Source organism: Streptosporangium sp. NPDC002721, from assembly GCF_042888905.1.
Lineage (GTDB): Bacteria > Actinomycetota > Actinomycetes > Streptosporangiales > Streptosporangiaceae > Streptosporangium.
Map to the genome: position 1 here is coordinate 197,475 of NZ_JBIAQI010000009.1, position 19,253 is coordinate 216,727.

The 19,253-nt window shown below is 71.7% G+C and carries 14 protein-coding genes; 7 read left to right on the plus strand and 7 right to left on the minus strand.

Going from position 1 to position 19,253, the window contains the following annotated elements:
- Positions 1-15: 15 nt before the first annotated feature.
- Entirely contained in the window at positions 16-3,270 is a 3,255-nt protein-coding gene (locus ACFYWM_RS14725; RefSeq protein WP_389914075.1) for a type I restriction endonuclease subunit R, read from the plus strand.
- An 84-nt stretch (positions 3,271-3,354) separates the two neighbouring features.
- On the opposite strand, the gene ACFYWM_RS14730 is transcribed toward ACFYWM_RS14725, so the two are convergent.
- Entirely contained in the window at positions 3,355-4,125 is a 771-nt protein-coding gene (locus tag ACFYWM_RS14730) for a TetR/AcrR family transcriptional regulator (protein WP_389914078.1), read from the minus strand.
- Between the two features lie 155 nt (positions 4,126-4,280).
- On the opposite strand from ACFYWM_RS14730, the gene ACFYWM_RS14735 reads away from it, so the two are divergent.
- The 3 genes from ACFYWM_RS14735 to ACFYWM_RS14745 all read left to right on the plus strand — a co-directional run bounded on the left by ACFYWM_RS14735 (position 4,281) and on the right by ACFYWM_RS14745 (position 6,493).
- The gene (locus ACFYWM_RS14735; protein WP_389914441.1) at positions 4,281-5,288 is read left to right on the plus strand and encodes an ATP-binding cassette domain-containing protein; all 1,008 of its coding nucleotides are present in this window, start codon (positions 4,281-4,283) and stop codon (positions 5,286-5,288) included.
- Positions 5,285-6,103 carry an ABC transporter permease gene (locus ACFYWM_RS14740; RefSeq protein ID WP_389914081.1) on the plus strand — a complete coding sequence of 273 codons (819 nt, stop codon included), beginning with the start codon at positions 5,285-5,287 and terminating at the stop codon, positions 6,101-6,103. The genes ACFYWM_RS14735 and ACFYWM_RS14740 overlap by 4 nt, the downstream gene beginning before the upstream one ends.
- 117 nt (positions 6,104-6,220) lie before the next feature.
- Positions 6,221-6,493: a hypothetical protein gene (locus ACFYWM_RS14745; protein WP_389914084.1), complete on the plus strand. Its 273-nt coding sequence runs from the start codon at positions 6,221-6,223 to the stop codon at positions 6,491-6,493.
- Here ACFYWM_RS14745 and ACFYWM_RS14750 read toward each other — a convergent pair.
- Positions 6,447-8,330: a phosphatidylglycerol lysyltransferase domain-containing protein gene (locus tag ACFYWM_RS14750; RefSeq protein ID WP_389914087.1), complete on the minus strand. Its 1,884-nt coding sequence runs from the start codon at positions 8,328-8,330 to the stop codon at positions 6,447-6,449. The two genes, ACFYWM_RS14745 and ACFYWM_RS14750, sit on opposite strands and share 47 nt — an antisense overlap.
- A gap of 489 nt (positions 8,331-8,819) precedes the next feature.
- Between ACFYWM_RS14750 and ACFYWM_RS14755 the strand changes: the two genes are divergently transcribed.
- Positions 8,820-9,800, plus strand: coding sequence for a hypothetical protein (locus tag ACFYWM_RS14755; protein ID WP_389914090.1), 981 nt, complete (start codon positions 8,820-8,822; stop codon positions 9,798-9,800).
- Between the two features lie 36 nt (positions 9,801-9,836).
- Here ACFYWM_RS14755 and ACFYWM_RS14760 read toward each other — a convergent pair whose 3' ends face one another.
- Positions 9,837-10,157: a co-chaperone GroES gene (locus ACFYWM_RS14760; RefSeq protein WP_344748144.1), complete on the minus strand. Its 321-nt coding sequence runs from the start codon at positions 10,155-10,157 to the stop codon at positions 9,837-9,839.
- Between the two features lie 182 nt (positions 10,158-10,339).
- On the opposite strand from ACFYWM_RS14760, the gene ACFYWM_RS14765 reads away from it, so the two are divergent.
- Positions 10,340-11,983 (plus strand): DUF885 domain-containing protein, encoded by a 1,644-nt coding sequence (locus ACFYWM_RS14765; RefSeq protein WP_389914094.1) that lies wholly within the window; start codon positions 10,340-10,342, stop codon positions 11,981-11,983.
- A 182-nt stretch (positions 11,984-12,165) separates the two neighbouring features.
- Here ACFYWM_RS14765 and ACFYWM_RS14770 read toward each other — a convergent pair whose 3' ends face one another.
- From ACFYWM_RS14770 to ACFYWM_RS14780, 3 genes are all read right to left on the minus strand, one after another.
- Positions 12,166-12,960, minus strand: a complete 795-nt coding sequence (locus ACFYWM_RS14770; RefSeq protein WP_389914097.1) for an ABC transporter ATP-binding protein — start codon at positions 12,958-12,960, stop codon at positions 12,166-12,168.
- On the minus strand, positions 12,957-14,051 hold the full coding sequence (locus ACFYWM_RS14775; RefSeq protein WP_389914100.1) for a FecCD family ABC transporter permease: 1,095 nt from the start codon (positions 14,049-14,051) through the stop codon (positions 12,957-12,959). Before ACFYWM_RS14775 ends, ACFYWM_RS14770 begins: the two co-directional genes overlap by 4 nt.
- A gap of 76 nt (positions 14,052-14,127) precedes the next feature.
- Positions 14,128-15,213: a FecCD family ABC transporter permease gene (locus ACFYWM_RS14780; protein WP_389914103.1), complete on the minus strand. Its 1,086-nt coding sequence runs from the start codon at positions 15,211-15,213 to the stop codon at positions 14,128-14,130.
- An 86-nt stretch (positions 15,214-15,299) separates the two neighbouring features.
- On the opposite strand from ACFYWM_RS14780, the gene ACFYWM_RS14785 reads away from it, so the two are divergent.
- Positions 15,300-16,325: an ABC transporter substrate-binding protein gene (locus ACFYWM_RS14785; RefSeq protein WP_389914106.1), complete on the plus strand. Its 1,026-nt coding sequence runs from the start codon at positions 15,300-15,302 to the stop codon at positions 16,323-16,325.
- A gap of 102 nt (positions 16,326-16,427) precedes the next feature.
- Here the strand turns inward: ACFYWM_RS14785 and ACFYWM_RS14790 are convergent, their stop codons facing one another.
- Positions 16,428-18,824 carry a helicase-associated domain-containing protein gene (locus ACFYWM_RS14790; protein WP_389914109.1) on the minus strand — a complete coding sequence of 799 codons (2,397 nt, stop codon included), beginning with the start codon at positions 18,822-18,824 and terminating at the stop codon, positions 16,428-16,430.
- Positions 18,825-19,253: the final 429 nt, after the last annotated feature.

Below are 19,253 nucleotides of genomic sequence, written 5' to 3' on the forward strand. Positions count from 1 at the left end.
GGGCGGGCGGCCACTGTGAACCATGCGGCACAGGCGAGGGTCGCCAGGCTCCTGCACCGACTGGGCTGGCATGAGACCGCCGACTGGTCGCTGAAGGCCGCCCATGAGGTCGGCGACCACCATGAAGGCCTGCTCAAGGAGCGCTTCCTGGCCGCCGTCCGGAACGTCAACCGGCGCAACGACGAGCCGTGGCTCGACCCCGAACGACTGGAGCGGGTCTGGGAGGAGCTGACCCGCCGCGTCCCCGCCGGCCTGGTCGAGGGTAACCGCAAGGTGCTGGAGATCCTGCAGTCCGGTGTGGCGGTCAAGGGGCTGACCGACTGGGACGGCGGGCGGCACCAGGTCGTCCGGTTGATCGACTGGGAGAACCCGGACGCCAACGACTTCCTCCTCGTGACCGGGCAGCCGGTCGAACGCCCGCGTGACGGAGGCGTGTCCGACATCCGGCTCCACTTCGTCGGATACATCAACGGCATCCCGTTCGTCGTGGGGGCCGCATCCTCTCCGGTGGGCGGGGTGCGCGACGCCGTCGACGCGTTGCGCGCCTGGACCGGGGAGCGCGCGCTGGCCCCCGACCGGAGCGTTCCGGCACTCTTCCGCTACGTGCAGATCCTGGTCGCCACGGACGGTGTTCAGGCCAAACTCGGCACCGTCACCTCCGGCCCCGAGGATTTCGCCGTCTGGCGCACCACTCTGCCCGTCGGTGAGAACGACGTCCGTGCCGAGCTGAAAGTGACCGGCTCGCTCAGCGAGTTGGAGACGCTGCTCGCCGGGGCCCTCCGTCCGGCCCACCTCCTCGATCTGGTGCGAAACTTCTCCGTCTTCACCCACAGAAGCGGCACCGACCGCCGGATCGTCGCCCGCTACCAGCAGTTCCGGGCCGTTCACGCAATGGTGTTCCGGCTTCTGCACGGAGGATCCCCCGAGGACAGGGGCGGCCTGCTCTGGCACACCCAGGGCGCGGGCAAGACCCTGACCATGACCTTCCTGGTGCGGAAGATCCGTACGACCGAGAATCTGGAGGGCTTCCTGGTCGTGGTGGTCTCCGACCGGCGGGACCTGCGGCGTCAGCTCACCCCGGTCCTGAGGCTCAGCGGGGAGAAGCCTCTGGTCGCCAAGAGCAGTGCGGAGGCGCGTGAACACCTCGGCAGGCCGGTGCCCGGTGTCGTCCAGATGATGATCCAGCAGGCGCGCCGGGACGACGACGCCCCCCGGCAGGTGACCGGACTCGTCGGCGACCCGGAGGGCGTCGAGTTCACCGCTCCGGTGCTCAGCGACAGCGACCGCATCCTGCTGCTGGTCGACGAGGCTCACCGGACGCAGTCGGGGAGCTTTCACCAGCGTCTGCGCCGGTCGGTGCCGAACGCGGCCATGATCGGTTTCACCGGCACCCCGATCGTTCGCTCCTTCAAGCGGACGACCCGTGACCTTTTCGGCACCACGGTCGACCACTACCGGTTGGTCGAGGCCGAGAGAGACGGCACCATCGTGCCCATCCGCTACGAGGGACGGCATCTGCCCGGTCACCTCATCGACCGTGTCCAGCTCGACCTGGCGATGGAGCAGGAGATGGAGGGGGGCGCGGCCGTCGTCGCCATCCGGGAGCTTCTGGAGTCCACGGACCTGATCGAGGCCAAGGCGCGCGACATGCTCGCGCACTGGGTGCTCACCGGGCTGCCGGACGGTTTCAAGGCCCAGGTGGTCGCGGTCTCCCGGCTGGCGGCCGTGCGGTACGGAGAGGCCCTGGGAAGGGCCAGGGACGCCCTTCTGGCCGCCGTCTCGCAGCACCAGGGCGACGGCGGGGCGTACGACGGGTTCGAGGCCCCGGTGCTCGCCATGGCCTACCGGTTCCGGCGGCTTCTGACCAGGATCGAGTTCGCCGCGGTCATCTCACACCGGGAGGGTGACCCGGAGGAGTGGAAACGGTGGACGGCGCCTGAAGCTCATGAGGATTACAAGGCCCGTTTCACCGCCCCCTTCCCCCTCTCCGGTGAGAGGGAAGGATTTCGCCACACGGACGACACCCCGTGGAGCTCCCACGCGCGTCCTGACGACGCTTTCGCCGATGAGGGTGGGCCTGCGCCGATCGCCTTCCTCGCGGTTCAGAGCATGCTGCTCACCGGGTTCGACGCACCACTGGAGCAGGCCCTCTACATCGACCGCTCCATCAGGGACGCCGAGCTCCTCCAGGCCGTCGCACGGACCAACAGGACCGCCAGGAACAAGCGCTACGGGCTAGTGGTCGACTACGTGGGCATCATCGACAACCTCGGCCGAGCCCTTGCCGAGTATGACCAGGACGATCTGTCCGGTATGCGCGAGGAGCTGATCGACCACGAACTGCCTCTCCTGGTAAGCGCGGCCAAGCGCATGCGCGATCTGCTCGTGGAGCTGAGGGTCGACTCGATCGAGAGCGAGGAGGGCAGGTCGGAGATGCTCCGTCTGCTAGAAGATCCCCGCACGCGCCACCGGTTCGACGCGGCGGTCGATGAGCTTCTGCTCAGCGTCGAGCGGCTCATGCCGCGCGGTCCCGCCCTTGAGCACCTCGATCTGGCGAGGGCGGTCTACGACGTCCAGTGGCGTGCCCGGCGGCTGTTCCGGGACACGCAACTCGGACAGCAGGACACCTATCGCCACGGTGCTCTGCTGCGTGAGCTTCTCGACGAGCACGTCCGGGCCGGGCAGGCGCGGCAGCAGGTGCCTCCGGTGGAGATCACCACTCCAGGCTTCATGGAGGCGGTCGACGCCATCAGGAGCGGTCGCGATCGTGCCCTGGAGCTGCAATACGCCCTTCGGCACCACCTGGAGCGCGTCTCGGCCACCGACCCGATCCGTGCCCAGAGCATCAGTGAGCAGATCGACGACCTCCTGCGGCGGCTGGACGGCTCGTGGGAGGAGCTGTCGAAGGCGTTGCGCGAGCTGGTCGAGCAGACGTTGGCGCCGGACGCCGACATCATCGCACTTGGCCTGGATCCTCGGACGGAGGGGCCTCTCCACAGCATCATGGAGCAGGTGCTGGCCCAGGAGGTGGGCCGAGTGCGCGAACCCGGTCTCGCGGTCACCGTGACGAGGGAACTCGTCCTTCTCATCCGTGACGAAGTGCGTCCTCCACACTTCGCGCAGAACACGTTTCTGCAGAAGGCCCTTCGTAGTAAGGTCCGCCAGCTGCTTATCGATCTGTGCATGCTCGGTCGCGCCGCCGCCACGACGGCGGCCGTGACGATCGTTCAGGCGGTGCTCGCGGACATCGAGCATTTTCGCGACCATTGACGGTCGAAACTCGTTCGCCGGCGGCCGACGTATGTGATCTGTGCCAGAGGTTCGCCCACGGAGAAGTTCGTGGGTGAGCCGGGTTCATTGACGGTCCCGGCTCGCGATCAGGCCCGCGATCCCGTCCAGGATGCGTTCCAGCCCGAAGGTGAGGGCGTGGACGGGGTCGGCGACGGACTGGTGGGCCTCCCCGGCCGCCCGGCCGACACGGGAGGCCAGGGGGAACCGGCCGGCGTCCATGATCTTGTCGAGGAGCGGGGCGTTGGACAGCCACCACTCGACGTCGGTGATCCCGCTCTCCTCCTGGATTCGGGCCTGGTTGGCCCTGGCCCTGGCGGTGCTCTCCACGTGGCTGAGCACCAGGGCGAGCACGGAGTCCATCTCGACGTCCGACAGGCCGGTGCCCTCCAGCGGGCGCAGCTCGGCCTCGTACTTGAGCGAGGCGTTCGGCCCCAGCGTGGAGCGGACGTCGATGATCTGCAGCATCCACGGGTTGCGCTGATAGAGGTCCCAGTTGCGGGCGGCGACGAACTCCAGCGCGCCCCGCCAACCGCCGGGCTGCCGGGACGGGGCGTCCACGTCGTCGTAGAGCTCCCCGTACGCGGTGTCGACCATGAGGTCCACCAGCTCGCCCTTGCCGGGGACGTGGGTGTAGAGGGACATGGTCCCGACCTCCAGCCGCTCGGCGACGTGCCGCATCGAGACCGCGTCGAGCCCCTCGTCGCCGGCCAGCTCGATGGCCGCCAGGACGATCGAACGCACCGTCAGCCCGGAACGGCCCGGCTTGCTGTGCGACCCCCACAGGAGCGCCAGGCTGCGTGCCGGGTCGGCGTCGGAAGCTTTCTTCGCATTCACGGGAACAGGCTCCAGATTCTCGGCGTTGGGACCACCGTAACCGAGCCGTACGGTGTACGGTACGGGCTACGTTGTACGGGCGCGCCGATGTCGGGCGAATCGTCCGCCATGGGCGCCGGGCGGAAAGACGGGTGGGAAGGGTGAGACAGGTGGTTGTGAGAGCGACGGAGTTCGCGATCGACGCGCACGGCCTGCGCAAGAACTACGCGGGCGCCGCGGAGGGGACGGGCCTGAACGGGTTCGACCTGCGGGTGCCGGCCGGAACGGTCTGCGGCCTGCTCGGGCCCAACGGCGCGGGCAAGACGACGGCGATCAGGATCCTGTCCACGCTCCTGCGCCCCGACGCGGGCCGCGCGAGCGTCGCCGGGTTCGACGTACAGGCGCAGGCGCGGCAGGTGCGTGAGCGGATCGGGCTGGTCGGCCAGTACGCCGCGGTCGACGAGATCCTCGGCGGGCGGCAGAACCTGGTGATGTTCGGCAGGCTGAACCACCTCTCCGCCGCCGGGGCGCGGCGGCGGGCCGACGAGCTGCTGGAGCGCTTCTCGCTGGACGGGACCGGGGGCAGGCCGGTCGGCAGGTACTCCGGCGGCATGCGCAGGCGGCTCGACCTGGCGGCGAGCCTCATCGTGGCGCCCCCGGTGCTCTTCGTGGACGAGCCCACGACCGGCCTCGACCCGGCCGCCCGCCAGGAGGTGTGGGCGGCCGTCCGCGACCTGGTCGGCTCCGGCACCACCGTGCTGCTCACCACCCAGTACCTGGAGGAGGCGGACCGGCTGGCCGACCGGATCACGATGCTGGGAGCGGGCCGGGTCGTCACCGAGGGCACCCCCGAGGAGCTGAAGTCCGCCATCGGCGGCGACTGGCTCGACCTCGTCCTCGCCGATCAGGCGGACGTGACCGCGACCGGGGCCCTCGCGGCGCGGGTCGCGTCCGGGGAGGTCCACGTGGACGCCGGGGCGCGCCGGGTCAGCGTCCCGGTCGCCGAGCGCACCCGGGCGCTCGTCACGATGGCCACCGCGCTCGGCGACGCCGGGATCGAACCGCTCGACGTCACGCTGCGCCGCCCCACGCTCGACGAGGTGTTCCTGCACCTGACCGCGACGCTCTCATCTCCGGGCGCGGGCGCGACGACCCCGGTTTCCGGTACGGAGGTGTCCCTGTGAGCACGACGACCCCGGCCCCGCCCGCCGGGTCCCCGATGTCCCGGTTCGGCTGGGCACTGGCCGACTCGTGGACCATCACCCTGCGCGACCTGAACCACTGGGTCCGCCGGCCGGGCCCGGTCGTCCTCGGGTGGTTCTTCCCGATCATGATGGTGCTGATGTTCGGCGGCGCCATCGGCGTCCCCGGCGGGGGAGACTACTTCGACTTCCTGATCCCCGGCATGTTCGCCATGACGATGCTCTTCGGGCTGGAGAGCACGATGATGGCGGTCACCACCGACGCGGCCAAGGGGGTGACCGACCGGTTCCGCTCGATGCCGATGAGCGCCTCCGCGGTCGTCATGGGCCGGGGGGCCGCCGACATGCTCAACTCGGTCGTCGGGCTCGCCGTCATGATCGTGACCGGCCTGCTGCTCGGGTGGCGGGCCGGGGGCGGCCTGTCCCCGGCGCTGGCCGCGGTGGGCCTGCTCCTGCTGCTGCGCTTCGCCCTGCTCTGGGTGGGCATCTTCGCCGGCCTCGTCGCGGGAGGGCCGGAGGCGGTGACGTCCGTGCAGATCCTGGTCTGGCCCGTCGGGTTCCTGTCCAGCGTGTTCGTCGACCCCGCCACCATGCCCGGCTGGCTCGGGGCGATCGCCGAGTGGAACCCGCTCTCGGCCACCGCCACGGCCGCCAGGCGGCTCTTCGAGAATCCCGGCTGGGGAGGTGACTCCTGGGCCGCGCAGAACGCCACGCTCATGGCGCTGGTCTGGCCGCTGCTGCTGATCGCGGTCTTCCTGCCCCTGTCGACGCGTACGTTCCGCAGGCTCGGAGGCTGAGCGGGACGCCCCCGCCGAGAGGTTCACACGTCCGCCGGAGCGGGTGGCCGCTCGTGTTTTACATCATGGTGACGGGATCCGTCGGGGACTGTAACCGGCTGTAGTGAGCCTGGACGCATGAGTGAGACGGAACGGGAACGATCCGCCTCGGGGTGGACGCTCAACAGGGAACTGCTCAACGTCGGCGCGATCATCGTCGCCGCTGGTACGGCCCATCTCGCCATGGGCCTGATAGGACACGAGAGGTACGGGCCGTTCATGCTCCTGCTGCTCGGCGGGGTGCTCGTCGTGACAGCGCTCGGTCACCGGTTCTACGAGCACCGGCGGCACCCCGCCCCCGCGGTCATCGAATGCGGGAGGTGCGGAGGCACGCCGGGCGCAGGGCCCTGACGCGGCGGGAGACGATCTCGGGAAGGCGCAGGGAGATGAAGGCCTCCGCCTGGAGCGCCGACACGCCGATCCGCGGGAGGTCCCGCGCGGTGGGATAGACCAGGAAGCGGGGTTTCCACAACGGCCGGAACTTCGCGTTGAACCTGTACAGCGACTCGATCTGGAACCACCTGGACAGGAAGACCAGGACGCCGTACCAGGCGCGCAGGATCGGGCCCGCGCCCAGCCGCTCGCCCCTGGCGAGCGCGGCGCGAAACATGGCGAAGTTGAGCGAGACCACGCTCACCCCGAGGGCCGGGGCCGCCTGCAGGGCCTTGACGATCAGCAGGTCGTTGAGGCCCGGGTCGGCCGCGTGGTCGCGGCGCATCAGGTCGAGGGACATGCCGTCCGTCCCCCACGGGACGAAGTGCAGGACGGCGCGGATCTCCTCACCCGTCCCGGCCCGGTGGCCCGCGCCGCTTTCGCCGCCTGCGCCGCTTTCGCCGTCCGTGGTCTCCGCGACCCCCGTGGCCGTGGCGGTCGTCGCGGTCTTCATGGTCTTCGCGGCCTTCGCGGTACCGGGAGCGCCGCGGGCGGGCCCGTGCGCCGTGACGACGACGCATCCGGCGTCGGCCGGGTCACCGAAACGGCCGAGGGCCATGGAGAAGCCCCGCTCGGTGTCCGTGCCGCGCCAGGAGTCGGCGGCGTGCCGGATCCGGTCCTTCTCCGCCTCGTCGAGGTCCCCGACACGCCGTACGAGACAGGTGTAGCCCGCGCGCTCCACCCGGTTCACCATCTGCCGGACGTTGCGCATCGTCCTGCCCTCGAGGGTGAAGGCGGCGACGTCGATGACGGCCTCGTCGCCGATCTCCAGGGCGGACAGGCGGCCCTCCCTGGTCCACACCTCGCCGCCCGTCTCGCTGCAGCCGATCACGGCGGGTACCCAGGCGTGCCGCTCCGCCTCCTCCATGAACCGCCTGATCGCGCCCGGCCACGCCTCGACGTCCCCGATCGGGTCGCCGCTGGCGAGCATGACCCCCGAGACCACGCGGTAGGCGATCACCGCCTTGCCCGTCGGGGAGAACACGACGCTCTTGTCGCGGCGCAGCGCGAAGTAGCCGAGCGAGTCACGGGCGCCGTGCCGGGCGAGCAGCTCGCGGACCGTCTCCTCCTGCTCGGGGTCCAGCTCGGCGACGGGCCGCTCCGGCCGCAGGACGAGGTAGAGGGTCGTCACCGCGGTGAGCGCGCCGAGACCGAGGAGGGAGTAGTAGACCAGGTCGGCGGTTCGCTCCAACGAGTAGTCGACCGGGCCCTCCATCCCGACGAGGCCGAGCAGCACGTGCTGGAGCCGGTCCCCGGCACCGGGATCGCCGACGATCATCAGGGGGTGGGCGTTCACCACGGCCCAGCCGATGCCGACGTCCAGGACGCCCAGGACGAGAAGGTTCCACAGCGCCCGCCGACGCGTCCGGGGATCGGAGAGGGCGTCGAACTCGTGCCGGTTGATCACGAGCAGGACGAAGACCAGCGTGCTGAGGACGGCGGTGAGGGGACGGTGCGAGTGCAGGAGCTCCACCAGGACGCTCAGCGGCAGGAGCACCACCACCGCCCGCCAGGCCCGTCTCTTCCTGCGCCGGAGGCCGTGGGCGAGCATGACGGTCAGGATGCCCAGCACGAGCGAGACCGCCTGGGCGAGCGAGGTGAACGTCCCGGGCAGGAACCCGGCGATCTCGCCGACCCGGCTCCTCCTGAACGCGGGCAGCACGGCCCGCACGATGTCCAGGACGCCGATCGCCATCGCCGCGTAACCGGCCGCGGTGGACACCCGGGAACGGGACGCGCGTGACCGATCCCTCATGGCAGGACATTAATCGGTGATACAGGCATTAACAGTGCCACACGGCTCGTCGGGGCTGGATCCACCTCGCCGGGCCCAGGTGATTTTGCATTGCGCGTCGCGGACCCTCCGCGAAAACGGCGGGGGACGGGACGGAGCCGGCCGCCGTAAAATCACCGTTCGTTTTCGGTCTGCCCGCCGCGCCGCCCACGGTACGGTCACGTCCGGTCGCGCCTGGCGTCGTCGCGTCGTCCTCGGTCCGGTCGTCTTCGGCCGCGTCGCGCCTGGCCCCGACCTTCGCTCCGTCCTTGCCCCTCGGCCCTGTCGTCGCCCCGGCCCCGGCCCCTGCCCTGGCCCCAGCTCCGGCTCCGTCTTCGGTTCCCGGTGTCGCCGGACTTCTGTCACGCTCGCCTTCCGGTGTCCCCTCACCCCGGTCGGCCTCTCTCACACCTCTTCTACCGATTCGTTCTAGATCAAGATCTTGAGAGCTTTCCGGCTTAGGATTCCGCCGTGCCCGTGACTCCTGGGATCTACCGGTTGTTCGGTTGCCTCGCCCTCCTGGCCTCGGTGACGATCGTGCCGCTTCCGGCGGCCGCGCACGCCGCCGAGCCGGCGGCCGTCGCGTCCGCCGCCGCGCCCGTCGACATCGTGCTGCCCGGCACCCGGGTCACCGTCCGGGAGGATTCCAAGGACGCGCTCAAGGTGACCTCCTACTCCTTCGGCAAGATGACCTACCTGCGCAGGGGAGCCGGGTTCACCCGGCAGACCGCCTACCAGGAGATCACGGTCGCGCCGAAGGGGACGAAGGCCCTCGCGGTGCCCACCTCCTACCAGGGCGGCTACGACTCCGTCGTCCTGCTCGACCTGACGACCTCCAAGAGCACCAGGGTCCGTACGGTGAGGAAGCCGCTCGTCGCGCACTACGCCCACTGGAGCCGCAACGGCGGCAAGGCGGTGCTGACCGTCGAGAGGAAGAGCGGCTCCGCGTGGGTGACCTCCGGGTTCGTGATCGTCGACGCGGTCGCCAAGACAGCCAGGACGGTGACCGTGGCCGGCGTCGACAAGGCCGCGAGGTTCCGCTGGAGCTCCGACGGCGCCGACGTCGTGGCCGAACACGCGGGCGGCACCCGCTTCTACGGGCAGGACGGCGCGATCCGCCGCACCCTGGCCAAGACCGGCAGGCCCGCCGGCGGGGAGGACGCCTTCACCCCCTCGGGGCGGGGCCTGATGACCTGGTGCCCGTCCAGCTACACCGAGCACGTCTGCGTCTGGGACCGCGCCTCGGGCAAGCTCGCGGCCAAGGTGCCCGGCATCAAGCCGAAGGCGCTGTGGGGGTGGTGGGACGAGAAGCACTTCATCGCGGTCGTCCCCTCCTCCGGCCACTACCAGGTGGTCCTGTCCACCCTCAAGGGCAAGACCACGAGGGTCCTGGCCGCCTTCTCCCCGGCCGACTGGTCCAACAAGCTCTATCTCGGCTACACCCGGAGGTGACGGCCCGCGCGGTTCGCGGGGCTCACGGGTCGGGGCTCACAGATACAGGCCGGTGCCGTTGTCGGTCTGCGGGGTGGCGATGGCGTGCAGGTCGCGCTCGCGCATGACCAGATAGAGCTGGCCGTGGACCTCGACCTCGTACTGATCCTCGGGGTTGAACAGGACCTTGTCGCCGACCTTGACCGCGCGGGCGTTCTGGCCCGCGCCGCAGACCTCACCCCAGACGAGGCGGTTGGCCATCTTCACCGTCGCCGGGATGACGATGCCCGCCGTGCTGCGCCGTTCCTCGGACTCCTGCTCGATCTTGACCATGACACGGTCGTGGAGCATCTGGATCTCGAACTTCGGGTCACCCACAGCACGAGTTTATGGGAACCCTGGAGCCGACCCCGCTCGAAGGCGCGGAGCGGGTCCGCGCGGGGTGCGCGAAGGGGTGTCCGGGCGCTCCAGGGGGCGCCCGTACGGTGCCGGGGACCGGCGGATCGGCGGGCGGCGACATCCGGCGGGGAGGGATCGTCCGCCGAGTAGGATCCGGCGTTATGACGTCTCCTGAGCTCGTGAGCGGCTTCCTCGACTGGTATCTGGCGGCGAATCCCACCTACGCCGCCCTCGCGGGCGCGCAGGGGTACGACAGGACGCTGGGCGACTTCACCGAGTCCGGCATCCTCGCCAGGGAGCGGGAGGCGCGCCGCTGGCTGGAGCGGCTCCAGCGGGTCCGGGCACCCGGGAGCCCCGGAGAGCCCAGCGAGCCCGAGGAGCCCGAGAGCTTCGAGGACGAGATCGACCGGGAGCTGGTCATGTCCACGCTGCGCGGCGGGCTCGCGTACGAGGCGTGGCCCGTCTGGCGGCGCGACCCGGCCGCCTATGTGGGGCCGATCTTCTCCTCGATGTTCGGGCCCTTCCTGCAGCGGCTCTCCACCGAGGACGAGCTGGTCGACGCGGCCGTCGCGCGGCTGGCCGAGGTGCCGGACGTCATCGCCGCCTGCCGGGCCAACCTCGATCCCGCCCTGGCGGCCCCGCTGCTGATCGCACGGGGGCTGGGCCAGTCGCGGACCGCCCGGCGCTTCCTCACCGAGACGGTCCCCGGCCAGGTCGCCGACGAGGCCCTGCGCGCCAGGCTGGCCGCGGCGGCCGAGCCCGCGGCGGCGGCCTTCGACGAGCTGGTGAGGTTCCTGGAGGACTTCCGGGCGACCGGCACCTGGCGGATGGGGGAGGAGCTCTACTCCACCCTGCTGCGCGAGCGGGAGATGCTCGGCTACGGCGCCGACGAGCTGCTCAGGCGGGGACAGGCCGCCTACGACGAGCTGGACGCGCGGATGCGCGAGGTCGCCGCCCGGCTGGACGGCGGCTCCGGCGACTGGCACGCGGCCGTCACCGAGCTGCAGGGCGACCACGCGCCGACGCTGGAGGACATGCGGGCCGAGTACGAGGCCGAGACGGAGCGGGCCAGGACGTTCGTCCGCGAGCGCGGCCTGGTGACCTTCGCGGCGGGCGAGGAGTGCAGGGTCGTCCCGTCGCCGGAGTTCCAGCGGCCCATCGTCGCGGTCGCCTCCTACATGTCGCCCCCGCCGCTGTCGACCTCCAGGATCGGGCACTTCTTCGTCCCGTTCACCCCGTCCTCGTTCACCGAGGAGCAGGTCCGCCAGCGGCTGCGTACCAACGCCAGGGCGCAGATGCCCTCCATCGCCGTCCACGAGGCCTATCCCGGCCACCACTGGCACCTGTCGTGGATGGCGGACAACCCCCGGCGGGCCCGCAAGCTGTTCCGCACCCCGTACTTCGCCGAGGGCTGGGGGCTGTACGTCGAGAAGCTCATGCACGAGCAGGGCTACTTCACCACCCCGGCCCAGGAGCTCGCCCACCTCGACTTCCGGCTCTTCCGGGCGGCCCGCATCGTCGTCGACACCTCACTGCACTGCGGTGACATGACGATCGAGCAGGCCGAGGAGTACATGACCACGAAGTCGTCGCTCACCCCAGGCACGGCCAGGGGCGAGGTCGACCGCTACTGCGCGTGGCCCACCCAGGCGCCCTCCTACCTGACCGGCGCGCTGGAGATCGACCGCATCCGCGACGACTACCTGGCCGCGGGCCGCGGCGACCTGCGCGCCTTCCACGACACGCTCGCCGGTTCCGGCGGGCTCCCCCTGGGCCTCGCCCGCCGGGTCGCGTTGGAGGGCTGACCCGCGACCGTCGCCCGCGCGCGAGCGTGGTGCGGTCGCGTCCACGCGCGGGCGGAACCCACGCGCGGGCGGAACCCACGCGCGGGCGGAACCCACGCGCGGGCGGAACCCACGCACGGCCGGGAACGCGGTCGCGCCTACGTGCAGGCGCCTGTGTGCGGACGCCTGCACCTGTCAGGTGCCTACGCGCGGGCGGGGGCGCGGCGGCGGGTCTCGGGGACGATCAGCGGGGTGCCGCTCTGCGGGTCCTCGATGATCTCGCAGCGCAGCTCGAAGACCTCCTCCACCAGCGTGGCCGTGATGATCGAGGAGGGGTCGCCCTCGGCGACGATCCGGCCGTCGCGCATCACGATCAGGTGGGTGGCGTAGCGGCAGGCCTGGTTCAGGTCGTGCAGCACGGCCACCAGGGTCCTGCCCTGCTCGTGCAGGTCGGCGCAGAGGTCGAGCACCTCGATCTGGTGGGCGATGTCCAGGAAGGTCGTCGGCTCGTCGAGCAGCAGGATCGGGGTCTCCTGGGCCAGCGCCATGGCCAGCCAGACACGCTGGCGCTGGCCGCCGGAGAGCTCGTCCACGCAGCGGTCCGCCAGGTCGGTCACGTCGGTCGACTCCATGGCCGCGCTCACCGCCACCTCGTCCTCACGGGACCACTGCCGCATCAGCCGCTGGTGCGGGTAGCGGCCCCGGCCCACCAGGTCGGCGACCGTGATGCCGTCGGGCACGATCGAGCTCTGCGGCAGCAGGCCCAGCCTGCGCGCCACCTCCTTGGACGGCAGCGAGGTGATCACGTTCCCGTCCAGGTGGACGGCCCCGGCGCGGGGCTTGAGCATGCGGGCCAGGGCGCGCAGCATGGTGGACTTGCCGCACGCGTTGGGGCCGATGATCACGGTGAACGATCCGTCGGGGATCGTGACGTCCAGATCCCGGGCCACCACGCGCTTGTCGTAGGAGAGAGTCAGTCCGGTGCCGTGCAGTCTCAACGTCGTTCCCTCCGGAGTAGAAACACCAGGTATATACCGCCGATCGCGGCGGTCATGATTCCCACCGGCAGCTGCACCGGTGCGAAGACGCGCTGGGCGGCCAGGTCGGCGCCCACCAGCAGTGTGGCGCCCGTCAGCGCCGAGACGACCAGGGTGACGCCGGGGGAGCGGCTGATCCGGCGGGCCAGCTGGGGCGCGGCCATCGCCACGAAGAGCACGGGTCCGGCGGCGGCGGTGGCGACCCCGCACAGCAGCACGCCGACGGCGATGGCCGTCGCGCGCACCGGCTCGACGCGGATGCCCGCCGCCTTGGCCGCGTCGTCGCCCATCTCCATCATCCGCAGCGGGCGCGACAGCCAGGCGCAGACGGGCAGGAGCACGACCAGCGCGTACGCGACCGGGAGCGCGTGCTCCCAGCCGCGCCCGCTGAGGCTGCCGGTGATCCAGGCTCCGGCGGTGGCGGCGTCGCTGAGGTTGGCGCGGGTCAGCATGTACCAGTCGGCGGAGACCAGCAGGGCGCTGATCCCGATGCCCACCAGGATGAGCCGGTAGCCCTGCACCCCGCGCCGGAAGGCCAGGGCGTACACCAGCAGCGCGGAGATGACGCACCCGGCGAGCGATGCCCCGGCGATCTGCCAGGCGGTGCCGCCCAGCACGACGGCGGCGATGCCCCCGGTGGAGGCCCCGGCGGTGAAACCGATGAAGTCGGGGCTGCCGAGCGGGTTGCGGGTGAGGCTCTGGAAGATGGCCCCGCTCAGCCCGAACGCGGCGCCGACCAGCAGGCCGGTCACGACACGCGGCGCGCGCAGGCGGCCCACGATGAGCTCGGCCGCCGGAGGCCCCTGGCCGAACAGCGCGGCCACGATGTCGGGGATGGGGACGGTGAACTCGCCGACGGAGAGCGCCACCAGGCTGACGACCACTCCCAGGGCGGTGACGGCGGTCCCGGCGGCGAGGCCGCGCGGCGAGAGCCGCAGCGACCAGGAACGCAGGCGCAGCGCGGAGGTAAGGGCCTTCGAGGCGGGCACCCGTCGCGAGGGGTCCGCGCCGTGAGCCTTCGGGGCGGTCGCCGGTGGTGAGGTGAGTTTCATGAGAGGTCCGCGCGGTGGGCGTTCGGGAAGCGGTGGGTGTCCGGGAAGCGGTGGGCGTCCGCGGAGGAGGTGGTTCTCATAGGGCGGCGAGCCTCCGGCGGCGGGCGAGCAGGATGAACACCGGGGCGCCGACGACGGCGCACATGATGCCCACCTGTACCTCGGAGGGGGCGGCGACGACCCGGCCGAGGATGTCCGAGCCGAGCAGCAGCACGGGGGCGAGCACGACGGTGTAGGGCAGCACCCAGCGCTGGTCGGGCCCCGTGAAGGCGCGCACCGCGTGCGGCACGGCCAGCCCCACGAACCACAGGGGGCCGGCGGCGGCGGTGGCGGCCCCGCACAGCAGGGTGACGGCGATCGCGGTCAGCCCGCGCGTACGGGCCACGCTCACGCCGAGCGCGCGTCCCGCCTCGTCGCCGAGCGCGAGGGCGTTGAGCGGCTTGGCGAGCAGCAGCCCGAGCAGCAGCCCGGCCACGAGGAACGGGGCGAGCCGCACCGCGAGCTCGCCGCTGATCCCGGCCAGCGAGCCGGTGAGCCAGAACCGCATCCGGTCGAAGGTCGCGGTGTCGGTCCGCAGGATCGCCGAGGCCACGGCGTTGAAGACCATGCCCAGCGCGACACCGGCGAGCGTGAGCCGTACCGGCCCGCCGCCCGACCGCCCGGCGGAACCGAGCGCGTAGGCCAGCGCGGCGGCGGCGGCCGCACCGGCGAACGCGAACCAGACGTAGAGGGAGGGATCGCTCACCCCGAGCAGCCCGATGGCGACCGTGACCCCGAACGCGGCGCCCTGGTTGACGCCGAGCAGCCCGGGGTCGGCGAGCGGGTTGCGGGTGAGGCTCTGCATCAGCGCGCCGGCCAGTCCGAGTGCGGCGCCCACGCCGATGCCGATCAGGGTTCTCGGTACGCGCAGGTCCCTGATGACCGTGTGGTCCGTGGACCCGTCGGGCGCGAGCAGCGCGTCCAGCACCGTGGACAGCGGGACCGAGCGCGAGCCCACCGCGACGCTGACCATCGCCAGCAGCACCAGCACCGCCAGCCCGGCCAGCAGCCCGGCCACCAGCACCACCGAGCGGCGTCGGGGCCCTCCCGCTCGTTCCGGACGTGTCACGTCCGGTCTCGCGGCCGTCTCGGACGCGGCCGTGGCCGTACCGGCCCTGCTCACCGGGTACCCCTCTTCGTCGGTAATGGTTAGGTAAGGCTAATCTAATGCATGAGTCATTTAGGTAAGCCTATCCATTGGAGTCGGAAATGTCCCTACCTGTCCTGCCCCGGCGGGGATTCATGGCCGCGGGCCTCGGCCTCGTGTTCGCCCTGGCCGCGTGTGGCGGCGGCGGAGCGGAGACGCCCGCGGCGACGGGCGGCTCCCCGGCCGCCGCCGCCTCCCCGGCGGCGGGTCCGTGGACGTTCACCGACGACCGTGGGAAGAAGATCGAGCTGCCCAAGCGCCCCGCCCGGGTCGTCGCCCAGGTCGGTGCCGCCGCGGCGCTCTGGGACTTCGGGGTCCGCCCCGTCGCCGTCTTCGGGCCGCACAAGCTCAAGGACGGTGCGAAGGACCCCCAGGTCGGCGACGTCGACATCACCAAGGTCGAGTCCATCGGCAACGTGTGGGACGAGTTCAACGTCGAGAAGTACATCTCGCTTCAGCCGGACCTGCTGGTCAGCAGCATGTTCGACAAGGACGCCCTCTGGTACGTGCCGGAGAAGTCCGCCGCCACCATCGAGGAGGTCGCGCCCACCCTCGGCGTCAGCCTGCTCGACGTGACGATGCCCAAGCTCGTCGAGAGGTACGGGCAGGTCGCCGAGGCCCTCGGCGCCGACCTCAAAGCCCCGGAGGTGACCGCGGCCAAGGCCAGGTTCGACGCCGCCGTCGCCGCGCTCCCCACCCCCGAGGCCAAGGGCCTGAAGATTCTGGTCATCGCGGGCGCGCCGGACGCGATGTGGGTGGCCAACCCCGACGCCTTCCCGGACACGCGCTACTTCAAGGAAGCCGGCCTGGACCTCGTGGTACCGGAGAAGGTCGACGACGGCGGCTTCTGGCAGTCCCTGAGCTGGGAGAACGCCGACACCTACGACGTGGACGTGATCCTGGCGGACTCCCGGACCCAGTCGCTGCGGCCCGAGGAGATGATGAAGAAGCCGACCTTCGCCGCGCTGCCCGCGGTCAAGGGGGGACAGGTCTACGAGTGGCACGCCGAGGAGCGCTACAGCTACCAGGGCTACGCCGCCGTGCTGGAGCAGCTCGCCACCAACCTCGCCAAGGCCAAGAAGCTCTAGCAGCACATACCGGCACGTACCGTACATGAGGCACGTACGTGGACCGGGACGGTCGCGGGGTCCGGGTCCGGGTCCGGGTCCGGGTCCGGGGTCAGGGCAGGGTCAGGCGTAGGTGCCGCGGACCTCGACGATGTCGGCCAGCGGGAACTCCAGGTAGTCGCCCGCCTCCTCGCACCACGCGTCGAGCACGCCGCTGCGCAGCTCGCCGTGGCTGATGGTGGCGGTCAGGCCGTCGGCCAGCGTGATCGCCGCCCGTACGCCGCGGTCGACGACGAAGCCGAGCAGCGACTGCTGGGCGGTGGGCAGGCGGGAGGCCATCCGGCCGATGACCGCCCACGTCCTGCCGGCGGACCGGGAGGCCTCGCCCTCGGCGACCAGCAGGCGCTGGGCGTGCTCGCGCGGGTCGGGAGGCGGCTCCACCAGCGGGTACGCGGGCTGCTCGAACTCGGCCACCCGGCCCCCGGGAAGCAGGATCAGCCGCCCGTTCTGCGGCTCCTCGACCCGGGCCCTGCGGATGGTGATCTCGCCGGTGTCCTCGATGGGCACCGGCGCGTAGCCGTTCTCCCGCAGCGCCGCCAGGGTCTTGTCGGCGGGCACCGAGCTGGCCAGCACGGTCGGGGCGAGCAGCCGCAGGCCCAGCCTGCCCAGCCGCCGGTGCCCGGCGATCTCGGCCAGCAGCGCCGGGTCGGAGGCCTGCACGATGCAGGCGACCGTGGTCACCGTGACCTCGCCGTGCCGCCTGGCCACGTCGTGCACCAGGTAGTCGAGCGGCTGCGGCACCGTGCCGACCTCCGCGAGGTCGGCCAGCAGGCCCTCGGCGGTGTAACCGGAGTCCATGGCCCGGCGCACGCTGGCCGGGGTGAACCGCCACACCGAGGCCGCGCCCCGCGACTCGCGTTCGGCGGCCCGGTCGAGCAGTTCGGCGAGCTCGCCGGCGGGCGGGCCGGTCACCACGGCGGTGAGGTCGGCACCGAAGAGCGCGCTGCGCCGCACGCTGGCCAGCGCCCTGGTGGAGCACTCGACCAGCACCGGGTCGTTCTCCACGATGGGCGCCGAGTCGTCGATCTCGTCGCCGGGGAAGGCGTCCAGCCCGGCCATCGCCCGGCCGAGGTCGGTGATCGTGTCGAGGGCGACCAGCCCGAGCATGCGGGCCTCCTCCAGCACGGCGGGGGCGCACTCGGCCAGCAGCGACCGGTCGAGCAGCGGGGCGTGCCAGTGCGCGGACCTGACCAGGCCCGCCCGGTCGGTGCACGCCGTGCTGGCGGGCAGCCGGGCCAGCACGCCGAGCAGCGCCCGCCGGGCGCGGGCGACCATGGCTCCGGCCGGGTCGTCGCCGAGCACCGTGCCGTACTTGCCGTCGATCCTGCGCAGCGACGAGCGCTCCATCCGCCACCACGCCGACAGCAGCACCCTGAGCCTGGCGGCGGCGTCGTCGAGCCGCCAGCGGTCGAACTTCTCGGTGGGCACCAGCCCGCCGGCCGAGTCGTCCCAGGCCAGTAGCCGGGCCACCGCGCAGACCTCCAGCAGCAGCCTGGTCTCGTCCTCGTCGCAGCCGGTGTCCTTGGCCACCCGCCGGACCTCGCGCACCCCGACCCCGCCCGCCTTGAGCAGCGGCAGCGGGAACTTCGCGGTGTTCTCCAGCATGGCGGCGCAGCGCTCCACCACGTGCGGGGCGGCCAGCGTCATCAGGTGGTCGACGGCCTCGGGGTCTACGGGGACGGTGGCGAGGTCGGGCGGGACGGGGGTGAAGGGCGGGTGGTAGTCGGGGCCGCGCAGCGCGAGCGCCACCTCGCGGGGCATCTCGGCCACGTTCCAGCTGGGCCGGAAGAGCAGTCCGTGGTCGGCCGCCCACTTCTCGGGGGCGCCGGGCACCACGAACCTGCCGCCGTCGACGTCGCGGACCGGGCCGTCCCAGGCGAACTCCTCCAGCAGCCGCCTCGCGCCCTCGGGGGCCCTCTCCAGCAGCGCGGTCACCCGCGCGGGGTCCTCAAGGATCTCGGTGACCCTGGTGACCGTACGCCGCTTGGGGCCGTGCGGCAGGCCGAGGGTCCTGGCCAGCGCGCGCAACGCGTCGGCGCTGAGCGTCCAGGAGTTCAGGTAGTGGGGGAGCGGCTCGCCGAGCCCGCAGGGCGCCGTCCACCACCGGGCGAGCCCCTCGGCCATCCGGATGCGGCCCTCGCCGTCCGGCCACGCCAGCGCGTGGTCGAACAACAGGTCGAGCCAGGGCGACACCTCGTCTTCGGACACGCCCATGAAGCGGGCGACCGTCTCCGGTCCGGCCCGCTCGCCGAGCGCCAGTGACGCCTGCGCCACCTCCAGCGAGGGCAGCGGCAGCCCGCGCATGACCTCCATCACCGCGAACCCGTTGCCCAGCCGCTGCGCCAGGGTGTCGAGGCGGCGCGGCCACGGTGGGGCGATGGCGTCCAGCCGGTTGGCCAGGACTCGGGCGAGCCGTTCTTCGTCGAGGGTTTTCAACCAGCCGAGCAGGTGATCGTCCATCTCGCAGCTCTCTCAGGAATCTCGCGCGGGGACTCTCCGTGAGCCATAAACATCCACGGTAATGCAGAGGGCATCTCTGACGGCATCTACCGCGCAGAATGCGATGCGTTATAAAGCTCTCCGTCCGGTTCTGACCGGCCCCGGGGCCGCGAGGCGGGAGGGATGGCGGCCCCGGGACCGGTCGGCGCCTTGATAGGGGAAGAGGCGGCGCCGTCCGGAAGAGGTTCGGTAGAGGTCCTGGGAGAGCGGAGAAGGTCGTCGGGCCGTGAGCCGGGCCCGCCGGTCGGGACCGTGAGCCGGACCTGTGAACCGGGCCCGTGAGGTGGAAGTCGTGAGTCGGGGTTGTGAGGGCCGTTCAGGGTCCCGGACCCGAGGGGCGCGGCGACCGGGGGGTTCCGGGGTCACCCGGGAGCGGGGACGTTCCGGGGT